Here is a 14383-nt window from a genome sequence, read left to right as displayed (position 1 = left end):
AGACAGGTTCTTAGCTCAGGCGACCCGGATCCTCTGCCGGCTCATCCTCGGGCAAGGCTTCCAGTTTCAACTCCCAGCTGCCGGCGGCGGCTGGCGCGGCGGCAACCGGAGCTGGCGCGGCGGCCGCTGCGGCCGTGGCGTTGGCCGGGTTCTCGCGGTGCAGCTTGAGCTTGAGGCGCACGTTGTTCGCCGAGTCGGCGTTCTTCACCGCCTCCTCCTCGCTGATGCTGCCTTCGTGGACCAGGTCGATCAGGGCCATGTCGAAGGTCTGCATGCCGAGGTTCTTCGACTTCTCCATGGTCTCCTTGATCTCGGAGAAGTCGTTGCGCTTGATCTGGTCGCGGATGGTCGGGGTGCCGAGCAGCACCTCAACCGCCGCGCGGCGCTTGCCGTCGACGGTCTTGACCAGGCGCTGGGAGACGAAGGCCTTGAGGTTGTTGCCCAGGTCGTTGAGCAGCTGTGGCCGGCGCTCTTCGGGGAAGAAGTTGATGATGCGGTCCAGCGCCTGGTTGGCGTTGTTGGCGTGCAGGGTGGAGATGGCCAGGTGCCCGGTATCGGCGAAGGCCAGGGCATGCTCCATGGTCTCGCGGTCGCGGATCTCGCCGATCAGGATCACGTCCGGCGCCTGGCGCAGGGTGTTCTTCAGCGCGGCGTGGAAGCTGCGGGTATCCACGCCGACCTCGCGCTGGTTGATGATCGACTTCTTGTGCCGGTGCACGTACTCCACCGGGTCCTCGATGGTGATGATGTGGCCGCCGCTGTTGCGGTTGCGGTAGTCGATCAGCGCCGCCAGGGAGGTCGACTTGCCCGAGCCTGTGCCACCGACGAACAGCACCAGGCCGCGCTTCTCCATCACGCTCTTGAGCAGCACCTCGGGCAGCTTGAGGTCTTCGAACTTGGGGATTTCCATCTTGATATTGCGCGCGACGATGGAGACTTCGTTGCGCTGCTTGAAGATGTTGATGCGGAAGCGGCCGATGTTCGGCAGGGAGATCGCCAGGTTCATCTCCAGCTCGCGGTCGAAGTCGGCGCGCTGCTCGGCGTCCATCACGCCGGCGGCAATCGCGGCCACGTCGCCCGGTTTCAGCGGCTCGTTGCTGAGCGGCTTGAGTACGCCGTTGAACTTGGCACAAGGCGGCGCCCCCGTGGACAGGTAGAGGTCGGAGCCATCCTGGGTCGCCAGGATTTTCAGCATTGCGGAGAGGTCCATGGGTAGCGCTTCCGTCGGTGAAGACTTAATAAGGTAGGCCAAGATCGGCGCGGCAATTGCCAGGCGAAAGGCCTGGAAACTGGCGTCATTCTGCTGGCGCAGCAAATACTGGCACAATAGCGGCCCAAGCAAAATGAGGACCCCGTCATGGCAAAGGCAATGGCCCGCCATATTCTGGTCAAGACCGAGGCCGAAGCGGCCGCCCTGAAGAAGCGTATCGCCGCCGGCGAAGCCTTCGACGTACTGGCCCGCAAGTATTCGACCTGCCCGTCGGGCAAGCGCGGCGGCGACCTGGGCGAGGTGCGCCCCGGGCAGATGGTGCGCGCCATCGACCAGGTGATCTTCAAGAAGGAGCTGCGCACCGTGCATGGCCCGGTGAAGAGCCAGTTCGGCTACCATCTGGTCCAGGTCTTCTTCCGCGAGTGACGCCCAGATGACGCCCGAACAGATCGCCGCCTTCTGCCTGAGCCTGCCGGGCGCCCGCGAGGACATCAAATGGGGCGGCGTGCGGGTGTTCTCGGTGGCGCAGAACAAGATGTTCGCCCTCTTCCACCTGAGCAGCCGCGACGGCCTGGCCTTCAAGGTCGACAGCGACCTGTTCCTCGGTTACTGCGATCGCCCCGGTATCCGCCCCGCGCCGTACCTGGCCCGCGCCCACTGGATCAGCATGGCGCAGCCCTGCCCGCTGGGCGACGCCGAGCTGCGCGAGCTGCTGACCCGCTCGCACCAGCTGGTGGTGAGCAAGCTGCCCAAGCGCCTGAAGCTCGGCCTGCTGCTCTAGCTAGCCGGCGCGCAAAGCGCCCCATCCGTCCCGCCGACTGCCTTTCTAGCGCCTAAACCGCTACAATCGCGCCCTTTTGCGCATCCGCGCCCTCGCTCTTCGGGATTCCAGTCGTGATTTCTACCGCCAACATCACCATGCAGTTCGGCGCCAAGCCGCTGTTCGAGAACGTTTCCGTCAAGTTCGGCAACGGCAACCGCTACGGCCTGATCGGTGCCAACGGCTGTGGCAAGTCGACCTTCATGAAGATCCTCGGCGGCGATCTGGAGCCTTCCGGCGGCCAGGTGATGCTCGAGCCGAACGTGCGCCTGGGCAAGCTGCGCCAGGACCAGTTCGCCTACGAAGAATTCAACGTGATCGACACCGTGATCATGGGCCACGAGGAGCTGTGGAAGGTCAAGGCCGAGCGCGACCGCATCTACTCGCTGGCGGAGATGAGCGAAGAAGACGGCATGAAGGTTGGCGAGCTGGAAGGTGAGTTCGCCGAGATGGACGGCTACACCGCCGAATCGCGCGCCGGCGAGCTGCTGCTCGGCCTGGGTATCCCGCTGGAGCAGCATTTCGGCCCGATGAGCGAAGTGGCGCCGGGCTGGAAGCTGCGCGTGCTGCTGGCCCAGGCGCTGTTCTCCGATCCGGAAGTGCTGCTGCTGGACGAGCCGACCAACCACCTGGACATCAACACCATCCGCTGGCTGGAAAACATCCTCACGGTGCGTAACAGCACCATGATCATCATTTCCCACGACCGCCACTTCCTCAACAGCGTGTGCACGCACATGGCAGACCTGGACTACGGCGAGCTGCGCCTGTTCCCCGGCAACTACGACGAGTACATGACCGCCGCCACCCAGTCGCGTGAGCAGCTGCTGTCGGACAACGCCAAGAAGAAGGCGCAGATCGCCGAGCTGCAGACCTTCGTCAGCCGCTTCTCGGCCAACGCCTCGAAAGCCAAGCAGGCCACCAGCCGCGCCAAGCAGATCGACAAGATCCAGCTGGCCGAGGTCAAGCCGTCCAGCCGGGTCAGCCCGTTCATCCGCTTCGAGCAGACCAAGAAGCTGCACCGCCAGGCGGTGACCGTGGAGCACATGTCCAAGGGTTTCGACGGCAAGACCCTGTTCAAGAACTTCAGCTTCACCGTCGAAGCCGGCGAGCGCGTGGCCATCATCGGCCCCAACGGCATCGGCAAGACCACCCTGCTGCGCACCCTGGTCGGCGAACTGGCGCCGGATGCCGGCGCGGTGAAATGGACGGAAAGCGCGGAAGTCGGCTACTACGCCCAGGACCACGCCCACGACTTCGAGGACGACGTCAGCCTGTTCGACTGGATGGGCCAGTGGACCCAGGGCGAGCAGGTCATTCGCGGCACCCTGGGGCGCATGCTGTTTTCCAACGACGAGATCCTCAAGTCGGTCAAGGTCATCTCCGGTGGCGAACAGGGCCGCATGCTGTTCGGCAAGCTGATCCTGCAGAAGCCCAACGTGCTGGTGATGGACGAACCGACCAACCACCTGGACATGGAATCCATCGAGGCGCTCAACCTGGCGCTGGAGAACTACCCGGGCACGCTGATCTTCGTCAGCCACGACCGCGAGTTCGTCGGCTCCCTGGCCACCCGTATCATCGAGCTGAGCGACAACGGCGTGACCGACTTCAGCGGTACCTACGACGACTACCTGCGCAGCCAGGGCGTCATCGTATAGTGCACGGATTCGCTGCGCGTCGGCCAGGCGTTGTTGGCCAAGGGCCTCGGAAAGTCGCTTGCGACTAACGCACGTTAGGGCGGCCCGAAGGGCGAGCAGAGCGAGTACTGCTCATTTACGGTATGTAAACTCCGCGCCCTCGGCCCTTGTCCGCCTAGCCTGACTCTAGCTCGCGATATCCCTAAGCTTCGGCGAAAACCAAAAGGCATCCCTCGGGATGCCTTTTTCGTTTCACTCACAGGCTCAATGCCCGCCGAGATAGGCGTTGCGCACCTCCTGGTTGCCCAGCAGTTCCTCGCCGGTGCCGCTCAGGCGGATCTCGCCGGTGACCATCACGTAGGCACGATCGGACAGGCGCAGCGCGTGGTTGGCGTTCTGTTCCACCAGGAAGATGGTCATGCCGGTGGCGGCCAGCTCGCGCAGGGTCTGGAAGATCTGCTTGACCACGATCGGCGCCAGGCCCAGCGACGGTTCGTCGAGCAGCAACAGCTTGGGCCGGCTCATCAGCGCGCGGGCGATGGCGAGCATCTGCTGCTCGCCGCCGGACATGGTCATGGCGCGCTGGTTGCGCCGCTCCTTGAGGCGCGGGAACAGCTCGAACATGCGCTGCATGTCCTCGTCGGCGTGCGCCGTGCCGATCGGAATGGTGCCCATCAACAGATTCTCTTCCACGCTCATGTCGGGGAACACCCGGCGCCCTTCCGGCGCCTGGGCCACGCCGTTGGAGGCCACGTAGTGCGAGGACTTGTGGGTGATGTCGGTGCCGCGAAACAGGATCTGCCCGGCCGAGGCCCGCGGCTGGCCGAAGATCGACATCAGCAGCGTGGACTTGCCCGCGCCGTTGGAGCCGATCAGGCTCACCGTCTCGCCCTCGTCGATGTGCAGGCTGACCTTCTTCAGCGCCTGGATCACCCCGTAGTGGACGTCGACGTCCTTCAGTTCGAGGATCGGCTCGCTCATGCCAGCTCCTCCTCGTCCGCGCCCAGGTAGGCGGCGATCACTTTCGGGTCGTGGCGGATCTGCGCCGGCCCGCCCTCGGCGATCACCACGCCGTGGTCGAGCACGACGATGTGGTCGGAAATGCTCATCACCATGCCCATGTCGTGTTCGATCAGCAGGACGGTCATCTCGTGCTGGTCGCGCAGCTTGCGGATGATCGCGCTCAAGGCCTCGGTTTCCGCCGGGTTGAGGCCGGCGGCCGGTTCGTCCAGGCAGATCAGCTGCGGCCGCGTGCACATGGCCCGGGCGATCTCCAGGCGGCGCTGCTGGCCGTAGGACAGCTCGCCGGCCAGGCGGTTGGCGCAGTCCACCAGATCGACCACCTCCAGCCAGTAGAAAGCATGGTTGAGGGCGTCGTCCTCGGCCCGGCGATAGCCGCGGGTATTGAACACGCCGGCCAGCAGGTTGCGGTTGACCCACATGTGCTGGGCCACCAGCAGGTTCTCCACCACCGACATTTCCTTGAACAGGCGGATGTTCTGGAAGGTGCGCGCCAGCCCGGCGCGGTTGACCAGGTGGGTGCCGCCGAACATCTTGTACCAGAGGCGGCTGGCCAGGGTGGCCGGCGCCACGAAGTCGCCGGGCCGGAACGGCTCGCCGAGCACCTGGATCACGTCGGTGACGGTGCCGCGGGCATGCAGGCGGATGCTGCCGCCGGTGGCCTGGTAGAAGCCGGTCAGGCAGTTGAACACCGTGGTCTTGCCGGCACCGTTGGGCCCGATCAGCGCCGAGATGGAGTGGCGCCGCACCTGCAGGCTGACGTCGTTGAGGGCCTTGATGCCGCCGAAGTGCATCATCAGGTTGTCGACCCTGAGAATCATCTCGTCGCTCATGGCGCCACCCCCTTGCGCGGCGTGACCCCGGTGCGGCTGATGCGGATCAGCCCGCGCGGGCGCCAGATCATCATCAGCACCATGAGCATGCCGAACAGCAGCACGCGGTAGTCGGCGAAGCTGCGCAGCAGCTCCGGCGCCACGGTCAGCACGAAGGCGGCGATCACCACGCCCACGGTCGAGCCCATGCCACCGAGCACGACGATGGCGAGGATCAGCGCCGACTCGAAGAAGGTGAACGACGACGGGTTGACGAAGCCCTGGTAGCTGGCGAAGAACACCCCGGCCAGGCCGGCGGTGGAGGCGCCGATCATGAACGCCGAGAGCTTCACCAGCACATGGTTGAGGCCCATGGCGCGGCAGGCGATCTCGTCTTCGCGCAACGCTTCCCAGGCGCGGCCGACCGGCATGCGGGTCAGGCGGTGCTTGATGTACAGCACCAGCATCACCACCAGGAACAGCACCGCGTAGATGAACAGGAACTTCAGGTTGGGGTTGTAGGCCATGCCGAAGAACTCGTGGAACGGCACCCCGCCGTCCTTGGCGCGGCGGCCGAACTCCAGGCCGAACAAGGTCGGCGCCGGCACCGACATGCCGTTCGGCCCGCCGGTGAAGCTCAGCCAGTTGTTGAGGATCAGGCGGATGATCTCGCCGAAGCCGAGGGTGACGATGGCCAGGTAGTCGCCGTGCATGCGCAGCACCGGGAAGCCCAGCAGCGCCCCGGCCAGCGCCGCCAGCAGCGCCGCCAGCGGCAGCACCGTCCAGAAGCCCAGGCCGAGGTACTGGTAGCCCAGCGCCAGGCCGTAGGCGCCGATGGCGTAGAAGGCCACGTAGCCGAGGTCGAGCAGGCCGGCCAGGCCGACCACGATGTTCAGGCCCAGGCCCAGCAGCACGTAGATCAGACCGAGGATGACCACGGTGAGCAGGTACTTGCTGGCGAAGAACGGGAAGATCAGCGCCACCACCAGCAGCAGCGGAATGATCCAGCGCAGCCGCGACCGGTAGTCCGGCGGCCGCACATGCACGCCCGAGGCGTTGCTCTCGAAGCGTGCCAGCAGCGCGACCCCGCTGCCGCTCTGCAGGTACAGGCTGAGCAGCAGGCGGCCGAGCATGACCACGCCGATCACGGCGCCCAGGCGCTGGGGCTGCAGGTTGAAGCTGTAGCCGTCGAGCACCACGCCGACTATGGGGCCGAACACGATCAGCGCGATCAGCCCGGCGAGCAGCGCATCCAGCAGGATTTTCTTCAGGTCCAGGCCTTGTTTGACTGCGGACATGCTCACACCTTCGCGACCTGGGGACGCCCCAGGAGCCCTTGCGGCCGGAAAATCAGGATCAGCACCAGCAGCGAGAAGCTGAACACATCCTTGTAGTCGGTGTTGACCATGCCGGAGAACTGCGCCTCGGCCACGCCGAGAATCAAGCCGCCGAGCATCGCCCCCGGCAGCGAGCCGATGCCGCCGAGCACCGCCGCGGTGAAGGCCTTGATGCCGATGACGAAGCCGGCATAGAAGTCGAAGGTGCCGTAGTTCATGGTGATCAGCACGCCGGCCAGCGCGGCCATCGCGGCGCCGATGACGAACACGTAGGAGATCACCCGGTCGGTGTTGATGCCGAGGATCGAGGCCATCTTGCGATCCTGCTGGGTGGCACGGCACATGCGCCCGAGCCGGGTGTGCTGGATCACGTAGGTGAGCACGCCCATGCCGACGAAGGCGGCGATGAGGATGAACACCTTGGTGTAGGTGAGCTGGACGAACCCCTCTCCGATAGGGAAGCGGAACGCGCCGTCGAGCAGGGTCGGCACGCCCTGCTGGCGCGCGCCCTGGCTGATCTGCACGTAGTTCTGCAGGATCAGCGACATGCCGATGGCGCTGATCAGCGGCGCCAGGCGCGTGGAGTTGCGCAGCGGCTTGTAGGCGATACGCTCGATCACCCAGCCGTACATGCCGGTGACGAAGATGGTGAACAACAGCGTGCCGAGGATCAGCAGCGGAAAGGATTCCAGGCCGAAGAAGGCCAGCAGGGCCAGGGTGATGGCCGACAGGTAGGCGGAGATCATGTACACCTCGCCGTGGGCGAAGTTGATCATGCCGATGATGCCGTAGACCATGGTGTAGCCGATGGCGATCAGGCCATAGACCGCGCCGAGGGTCAGGCCGTTGATCAGTTGCTGCAGGAAGATGCCGTCCATGAATAAGTCTCGTAGCCGTGGACAAGGGCGACCGCCACGCGAGGCCGCGGTCGGGCAGGTGCAGCGCCCCGCCCGCCCGGCGGATCGGGGCGTGCGCAGCGATTACTGCTGGTGGTACTTGCCCTTGTCGTCCCACTCGTACATGACGTAGTCGGAGACCTTCAGGTCGCCCTTGCCGTCCCAGGACTTCTTGCCCATCACGGTATCGACGGTGTTGGCCTTCAGCCACTCGCTGGACTTGGCTCCCTCGGTGCTGCCGGCGCCCTTGAAGGCCGCCGTCAGGGCCTGGACCGAGGCATAGGCATACAGGGTGTACCCCTCGGGTTCGAAGCCGTTGGCGCGGAACTTCTCGATCACCGCCTTGCCTTCCGGCAGCTGGCGCGGGTCGGCGCCGAAGGTCATCAGCACGCCCTTGGTGTACTGCGGGCCGCCGGCGGTGGTGACCATCTCGTCGGTCACCACGCAGTCGCCGGAAACGAAGGCGGCGGTCACGCCCTGCTCACGCATCTGCCGTACCAGCGGGCCGGCTTCCGGGTGGCAACCACCGAAATATACCACCTCGGCACCGGCCGAGCGGATCTTGGTAACCAGGGCGTTGAAGTCCTTCTCGCCGCGGGTCAGGCCCTCGTACAGCACCGGCTCGATGCCGCGCTTGGCCAAGTGCGCCTTGGTCGCGTCGGCCAGGCCCTGGCCGTAGGTGTCCTTGTCGTGGATCACCGCGATCTTCTTGGCCTTGAGCTTGTCCACCAGGTAGTCGGCGGCCACCACGCCCTGCTGGTCGTCGCGGCCGCACATGCGGAACATGCCGGGCAGGCCGCGCTCGGTCACCTGCGGGTTGGTCGAGGCCGGGGTGATGGCGATGATCCCGGCTTCGTCGTAGACCTCCGAGGCCGGCATGGTCGAGGAGGAACAGAAGTGGCCGATCACGCCGACTGCCTTGTCCGAGTCCACCAGGCGGTTGGCCACCGACACGGCCTGCTTCGGCTCGCAGGCGTCGTCGGCCTTGACCAGTTTGATCATCTCGCCGTTCACCCCGCCCGCGGCGTTGATGTCCTCGGCGGCCTGGCTGGCGCCCCGCCAGTACTGCTCGCCGAACGAGGCGTTGGGGCCGGTGTGCGGGCCCGCCACGCCGATGACCACATCGGCCAGGGTGAAGGAAGAAGCGCCCATCGCGGTGCTGACAGCGAGAGCCAGAAAGCCTTTTCTGAAAATCTTCTGCGACATGGTAACTCCTGAGGTTTTAGGTAGTGGCAACCTGCGACAGCAAGGCTTGTGCCAGTGCAGTCCTCAAAAATCCAAGCAGAAAATTCGGAGAAACGTTAATAAACAAGCAGGGTTTTATGAAAAAAATTTCGCAGCGCTGGCAGCGCTTGCGCTTTGTGGGAAAGCGCAGCCGCCGTTTCGCCGGGCCGCGCTTTACTTTCGGTAACGATGCCTGGCGGCGCAGCTGGCCGCCCGATTTCAGTGCGGCGAATCCACCCATGCGCACCAGCAACCGACAGCCGCCGAATACTTCCATCTATCGCCACGGCGACGTGGCGGCACACCGTCAGACTCGGCCCAGGTAATCCATCTTGCCGATCTCCAGGCCATTGTGGCGGAGGATGGCGTAGGCGGTGGTCAGGTGGAAATAGAAGTTCGGCAGGACGAAATGCAGCAGGTAGTCCTGGCCGCTGAACTTCAGCTCGGCGCCGGGAAAACGCATCACCACCTCGCGCTCCTCGCTGCCGTCGATCTGCGCGGGGCTGAAGCCCTGGATGAAGTCCAGGGTCTTCTGGATCCGCACCTGCAGCTCGGCAAAGCTGCCCTCGGTATCGGCGAAGCCGGGAATCTCCACCCCGGCCAGGCGCGCCGCGCAGCCCTTGGCCGCATCGCTGGCGATCTGCACCTGGCGGGTCAGGGGGTGCATGTCCGGCGCCAGGCGCGCATTGAGCAGCACCGCCGGGTCGATCTTCTTCGCGTCGGCATACACCGCCGCCTTGTCGAGGATGGCTGCCAGATTGCCGAACATGCGCACGAAGACCGGGATGGAAGCCTGATACATGGAAAGAGACATCGGGGGAGCTCCTGAGCCAAGGGTTGAGTCTGCCCTGCCAGGTTAGCCGTGGATTCGCCACTCGTGCCAGTTGCCCGGCTAGCGCAGCAGCAACGGCAGCCAGGTCTGCAGGTGGGCCGCCAGGAAGCGCCCGTCCAGCACCAGCCGGTCCAACCAGAACGCCTGGTGCAGCAGGACGATCGCCCAGAACACCAGCTGGAACGAGAGCTTGCGCGTCTTGTGGCGAAACAGCTGCTGCGCCAGCAGGGCACCCGGCCAGCCGCCGAGCAGTTCGGCGACGTGCAGGTACTTCTCCGGGGTGCGCCAGCGCCCCGCTTGCGCGCTGCGCTTGTCGTTCCAGTACTGGGCGAAGCTGATCAGGCTGAGCAGCGGGTAGGCGCCCAGCGCCCAGAGGGCACCGGAGCCGAGGAACAGCTGCAGGGCACCGACGGCCGGCAGGCCGCACAGGGCGCTGAACAGCAGCAGCTTGAGCGGCAGCTGGCGCATCGCCGGCCCTGGTCCGCGCGCCGCGGTAGCGGCGCGGACGGCCGGCTGGCGCGGCTTGCGGCGGATGGCCGGGCGATCCAGGCTGAGCCTCTCGAAGCGCATGTGCTCGGCGCGCAGGCGTCCCTGGGCATCCTTGCCCGGCACGAACAGCACCGTCTCGCCGGGCTGCGGGCGGCGCTCGCCCCGCAGCGCCGAGATATGCACGAACAACTGTTCGCCGCCCTGCTCCGCCTGGATGAAACCGAAGCCCTTGGCATCGTTCCAGCTTTTCAGGGTGCCGCGCCGCTCCGTCGCCAGCATGCGGTCAGTTGGCCTGCACCGTGGACCAGTCGATCAGGCCGAACAGCCAGGTGGCCAGGATCAGCAGGCCGAAGCCGATGCGGTACCAGGCGAACACCGCGTAGCTGTGGTTGGCGATGAACTTGAGCAGCGCGCGCACGGCGATCATGGCGAACACGAAGGACACCACGAAGCCCAGAGCGAACACCGGCAGGTCGCCGGGCTGGAACAGCTCGCGGTACTTGTAGCCGGAATAGACCGCCGCGCCGACCATGGTCGGCATGGCCAGGAAGAAGGAGAACTCGGTGGCAGCGCGGCGCGACAGGCCGAACAGCAGGCCGCCGATGATGGTCGAGGCCGAGCGCGAGGTGCCGGGGATCATCGCCAGGCACTGGGCGCAGCCGATCTTCAGGGCTTCCTTCCAGGTCATGTCGTCGACTTCCTCGACCGTCACCTCATGCTGGCGCTGCTCGGCCCAGAGAATGATCACGCCGCCGACCACCAGGGCCGCCGCCACCGTGATCGGGTTGAACAGGTAGTGGTGGATCTGGTCGGAAAAGGCCACGCCAAGCACCACCGCCGGCATGAAGGCGATCAGCAGGTTGGCGGTGAAGCGCTGCGCCTGCGCCTGCTTGGGGACATTGAACACCACCTCGAGGATCTTGCGCCGGTACTCCCAGACCACCGCGAGGATGGCGCCGAGCTGGATGATGATGTTGAAGGCCTTGGCCCGATCGCCGCCGAAGCCGATCAGATCGGCGACGATGATCTGGTGGCCGGTGCTGGAAATCGGCAGGAACTCGGTCAAGCCTTCGACGATGCCCAGAATCAGTGCCTGAAAGGCGACCCACAAATCCATGAAGTCCTCGCACTACCCGCCGGCATGGCAGGCCATGAAAAATTAATGTTGCCGAACAATCGGCCGAAAAAAAGGCAGCGCATCCTACCAGAGGCGACCACGCAGTGCCGCCCTTGCCAACAGCTAATTGAACAGCTTCTAGACTCAGTGTCTGCTGAGCGCCGAAGCCTGCCATAAGAAGAAGTGGAGTCACCTGCCCATGAACAGTCTGCGCCGCCTGCCGATCAATCGCCGCCTGTGGCTGATCCTGCTCAGTTCCATCCTCATGCTGCTGGCCCTGACGGCGCTGATGCTGAAGCAGACCTACGACGACCTGTACGCGGCCAAGGCCCTGAAAACCCGCGAGGTGGTGGAAACCGCCAGCGGTATCCTGCGCCACTTCCAGGCCCTGGAAAGCGCCGGCAGCCTGCCACGGGCCGATGCGCAGCAGCAGGCCATGCAGCTGGTGCGCGGCCTGCGCTATGACCAGGACGATTATTTCTGGATCAACGACCTGACCCCGCAGATGATCATGCACCCGGCCAATCCCAAGCTCGAAGGGCAGAACCTGTCGAACATGAAGGACCCGGACGGAAAGTTCCTGTTCAACGACATGGTCGCCGTGGCAAAACGCCAGGGCGCCGGCCTGGTCGACTACCGCTGGCCCAAGCCGGGCGCCGCCGAGCCGCTGCCCAAGGTGTCCTATGTCCAGCTGTTCGAGCCCTGGGGCTGGATCATCGGCTCCGGCATCTACCTCGACGACATGCAGGCCGAGTTCCGCCAGCAGGCCCTGCGCGCCCTGGGCGTGCTGCTGCTGATCAGCGTGCTGCTCGGCGCCCTGGTCATCCTCATCGTGCGCAGCATCGCCCGGCCGCTGGAGGAAGCGGTCGACGCCATGGCCAACATCGCCAGCGGCGAAGCCGATCTGACCCGCAGCATGGACCACAGCGGCGGCGACGAGCTGACCGCCCTGGGCAGCCACTTCAACGCCTTCACCGGCAAGCTGCGCGGCGTCATCAGCCAGTCGCTGCAGGCCGCCGGCGCCCTCGACCAGGCCTCGCAGTCGCTGGGCGAGGTGGCCAGCAGCGCCCAGCAGCACAGCCAGCAGCAGTCGCAGCAGATGGAGCTGGTGGCGACCGCGATCAACGAGGTGTCCTACGCCGTGCAGGACGTGGCGAAGAACGCCGAGCACGCGGCCGGCGAGGTGCGCCTGGCGGAGGAGCAGGCCCAGCAGGGCCAGCAGAATATCGCCAGCAGCCTGCGCCAGATCGACCAGCTGTCCAGCACCATCGACCAGGCAGTCAAGGTGATCAGCACCCTAGCCGCCGAGAGCACGCAGATCGGCAGCGTGCTGGAAGTCATCCGCTCGATTGCCGAGCAGACCAACCTGCTGGCCCTCAACGCCGCCATCGAGGCCGCCCGCGCCGGCGAGCAGGGCCGCGGTTTTGCCGTGGTCGCCGACGAGGTACGCCTGCTGGCCCAGCGCACCCAGCAGTCCACCGCCGAGATCCAGAGCATGATCGAGCGCCTGCAGGGCAACTCGGAAGCCGCGGTCAAGGTGATCAATGCCAGCAGCCAGGCCTCCCAGCAAACGGTCGAGCAAGCGCGCCAGGCCGGCGAGAGCCTGAGCCAGATCGCCAGCTCATTGCGTAACCTCACGGGCTTGAATGCTTCGATCGCTAGTGCCACCCTGCAACAGTCGCACGTGGTCGAAGATATCAACCACAATGTCACCCAGGCAGCTTCGCTGGCGCATGAGAATGCCCTGGCCGCAGATCAATCCAGCCAGGCCAGCCAGCATCTGGGCCAGCTGGCAGGGCAACTGAGCCAGTTGCTGGGACAATTTCGTGTATGAGGGCTGAATGAGCAGCATGGAACACCAAGAAGTCGATCTGAATCGACCGCAGAACCAGGACCTGATCTGGGACATGGACAGCATGGCCCGGCGCGAGCTGGCCGAGCGCTTCATCAAGCTGTTCGAGAACCGCCTGTGCGTCTATTCCGAGTCCGTGCGCCAGCTGTACACCAACTACAACCTGCACTTCCCCAGCGACCAGGGGCGCAAGATGGTGGTGCTGCCCAACCCCTATGCCTTCCACGACACCCTGCACGGCATCGAAATCGCCGCCGTGCGCCAGACCGGCCTGTGCGTGCTGCCCGGCGTGGTCCTGGGCAAGCCGGGGCTGTTGCTGGCCACGCAGATGAAGGACGGCGGCCCCGCGCCCAAGACCATGCCATTCAAGCAGGCCCTGGCGCAGATCATCAGCAACCAGAAGAAGATCGGCGATGTATTCCTGCCGATCATGATGAAGGGCGACCTGCGCGAGTTCGACCAGCAGATGCCCTACATCCACCTGCACCGCCTGCAGGTGCAGAAGCTCACCCGGCTGTCGAGCTTCGAGCGCGACGACATCCAGCAAACCATCACCCGCAAGCTGCTCGGCCTCTACCGCCAGGCGGACAGCCTGGGCTGCTGAGGCACAGGGTTCAGGCCAGCACCACGCCGAACCAGGCCAGCAGCAGGCTCAGGCCTACCACCAGGGTCAGCGGCAGACGCAGCGCCGGGTACCAGCGCGGCGCCAGGCCCAGCGCCACCGCCCGCAGATCGGCCAGGTAGAGGCCGACGAAGCAGCCAAGCAGGGTCGGCAAGGCCAGCGCATAGGGCAGCTCGGCGGCAATCACCAGCCAGCCCAGCAGCGCCGGAATGACCGACAGCCCCAGCTGCAGCAGGGCCTGCTCGTCCCCCTCCTGCGCGCGCATGGCCAGCCCCCAGTGGATCGCCCCCATGAACGCCAGGATCACCGCGGCATAGTCGAGCAGCGCATCGAGCACCTGCGGCCGCCAGCCCGGCGGAGTCAGCCAGACGCCGAGGGCCGCGCAGACGAAGGGCAGCAACCCGGCATAGCCGAGCAGGCTGGCAAGGCGTGGTGGCCGGAGCGAGTCGAAAGCATGCATGGGGCGATCCTCTGCTGTATTCACCGGCAAGTTAGCAGGCTTTAGCGCCGAT

16 protein-coding genes and 1 pseudogene are annotated in these 14383 nt (G+C 65.5%); 6 read left to right on the top strand and 11 right to left on the bottom strand.

All coding sequences use genetic code 11. From position 1 onward, the window contains the following. Positions 1-10: 10 nt before the first annotated feature. Complete coding sequence (locus tag F3I62_RS15750; RefSeq protein WP_178122521.1) at positions 11-1210, bottom strand: PilT/PilU family type 4a pilus ATPase; 1200 nt, start codon at positions 1208-1210, stop codon at positions 11-13. A 147-nt stretch (positions 1211-1357) separates the two neighbouring features. Here F3I62_RS15750 and F3I62_RS15745 point away from each other — a divergent pair, with 147 nt between their 5' ends. From F3I62_RS15745 to F3I62_RS15735, 3 genes are all read left to right on the top strand, one after another. After that, positions 1358-1636: a peptidylprolyl isomerase gene (locus F3I62_RS15745; protein ID WP_160490593.1), complete on the top strand. Its 279-nt coding sequence runs from the start codon at positions 1358-1360 to the stop codon at positions 1634-1636. A 7-nt stretch (positions 1637-1643) separates the two neighbouring features. Further along, positions 1644-1991 carry an MmcQ/YjbR family DNA-binding protein gene (locus F3I62_RS15740; RefSeq protein WP_160490592.1) on the top strand — a complete coding sequence of 116 codons (348 nt, stop codon included), beginning with the start codon at positions 1644-1646 and terminating at the stop codon, positions 1989-1991. A gap of 113 nt (positions 1992-2104) precedes the next feature. Continuing rightward, complete coding sequence (locus F3I62_RS15735; RefSeq protein WP_160490591.1) at positions 2105-3691, top strand: ABC-F family ATPase; 1587 nt, start codon at positions 2105-2107, stop codon at positions 3689-3691. A gap of 243 nt (positions 3692-3934) precedes the next feature. Here the strand turns inward: F3I62_RS15735 and F3I62_RS15730 are convergent, their stop codons facing one another. From F3I62_RS15730 to F3I62_RS15690, 9 genes are all read right to left on the bottom strand, one after another. Next, positions 3935-4651 carry an ABC transporter ATP-binding protein gene (locus F3I62_RS15730; RefSeq protein ID WP_160490590.1) on the bottom strand — a complete coding sequence of 239 codons (717 nt, stop codon included), beginning with the start codon at positions 4649-4651 and terminating at the stop codon, positions 3935-3937. Continuing rightward, entirely contained in the window at positions 4648-5523 is an 876-nt protein-coding gene (locus F3I62_RS15725; RefSeq protein ID WP_160490589.1) for an ABC transporter ATP-binding protein, read from the bottom strand. The genes F3I62_RS15730 and F3I62_RS15725 overlap by 4 nt, the downstream gene beginning before the upstream one ends. Then, on the bottom strand, positions 5520-6800 hold the full coding sequence (gene livM / locus F3I62_RS15720) for a high-affinity branched-chain amino acid ABC transporter permease LivM (RefSeq protein ID WP_160490588.1): 1281 nt from the start codon (positions 6798-6800) through the stop codon (positions 5520-5522). Before livM ends, F3I62_RS15725 begins: the two co-directional genes overlap by 4 nt. Positions 6801-6802: 2 nt before the next feature. Next, a complete protein-coding gene (locus F3I62_RS15715) occupies positions 6803-7717 on the bottom strand; it encodes a branched-chain amino acid ABC transporter permease LivH (protein WP_160490587.1) in 915 nt (304 codons plus the stop codon). A gap of 102 nt (positions 7718-7819) precedes the next feature. Further along, positions 7820-8941 carry a branched-chain amino acid ABC transporter substrate-binding protein gene (locus F3I62_RS15710; protein ID WP_160490586.1) on the bottom strand — a complete coding sequence of 374 codons (1122 nt, stop codon included), beginning with the start codon at positions 8939-8941 and terminating at the stop codon, positions 7820-7822. Between the two features lie 16 nt (positions 8942-8957). Further along, on the bottom strand, positions 8958-9236 hold the full coding sequence (locus F3I62_RS15705) for a hypothetical protein (protein WP_160490585.1): 279 nt from the start codon (positions 9234-9236) through the stop codon (positions 8958-8960). 30 nt (positions 9237-9266) lie between these two features. Continuing rightward, a complete protein-coding gene (locus tag F3I62_RS15700) occupies positions 9267-9773 on the bottom strand; it encodes a DUF1993 family protein (RefSeq protein ID WP_160490584.1) in 507 nt (168 codons plus the stop codon). A 78-nt stretch (positions 9774-9851) separates the two neighbouring features. Then, positions 9852-10559: a DUF1294 domain-containing protein gene (locus F3I62_RS15695; RefSeq protein ID WP_160490583.1), complete on the bottom strand. Its 708-nt coding sequence runs from the start codon at positions 10557-10559 to the stop codon at positions 9852-9854. 4 nt (positions 10560-10563) lie between these two features. Then, entirely contained in the window at positions 10564-11397 is an 834-nt protein-coding gene (locus F3I62_RS15690; RefSeq protein WP_160490582.1) for an undecaprenyl-diphosphate phosphatase, read from the bottom strand. 199 nt (positions 11398-11596) lie between these two features. On the opposite strand from F3I62_RS15690, the pseudogene F3I62_RS20575 reads away from it, so the two are divergent. The 3 genes and pseudogenes from F3I62_RS20575 to F3I62_RS15680 all read left to right on the top strand — a co-directional run. Then, positions 11597-12373, top strand: a pseudogene (locus F3I62_RS20575) (cache domain-containing protein); the annotation flags it as partial. A gap of 123 nt (positions 12374-12496) precedes the next feature. Then, positions 12497-13231: a methyl-accepting chemotaxis protein gene (locus tag F3I62_RS20570; RefSeq protein WP_372240143.1), complete on the top strand. Its 735-nt coding sequence runs from the start codon at positions 12497-12499 to the stop codon at positions 13229-13231. Positions 13232-13247: 16 nt separating this feature from the next. Further along, a complete protein-coding gene (locus tag F3I62_RS15680) occupies positions 13248-13853 on the top strand; it encodes a hypothetical protein (RefSeq protein ID WP_178122520.1) in 606 nt (201 codons plus the stop codon). Positions 13854-13863: 10 nt separating this feature from the next. On the opposite strand, the gene F3I62_RS15675 is transcribed toward F3I62_RS15680, so the two are convergent. Further along, the gene (locus tag F3I62_RS15675) at positions 13864-14331 is read right to left on the bottom strand and encodes a DUF3429 domain-containing protein (protein WP_160490579.1); all 468 of its coding nucleotides are present in this window, start codon (positions 14329-14331) and stop codon (positions 13864-13866) included. Positions 14332-14383: the final 52 nt, after the last annotated feature.

It is taken from the genome of Pseudomonas sp. R-28-1W-6, assembly GCF_009799925.1.
GTDB lineage: Bacteria > Pseudomonadota > Gammaproteobacteria > Pseudomonadales > Pseudomonadaceae > Aquipseudomonas.
This window is presented reverse-complemented; position numbering and strand designations above follow the sequence as displayed.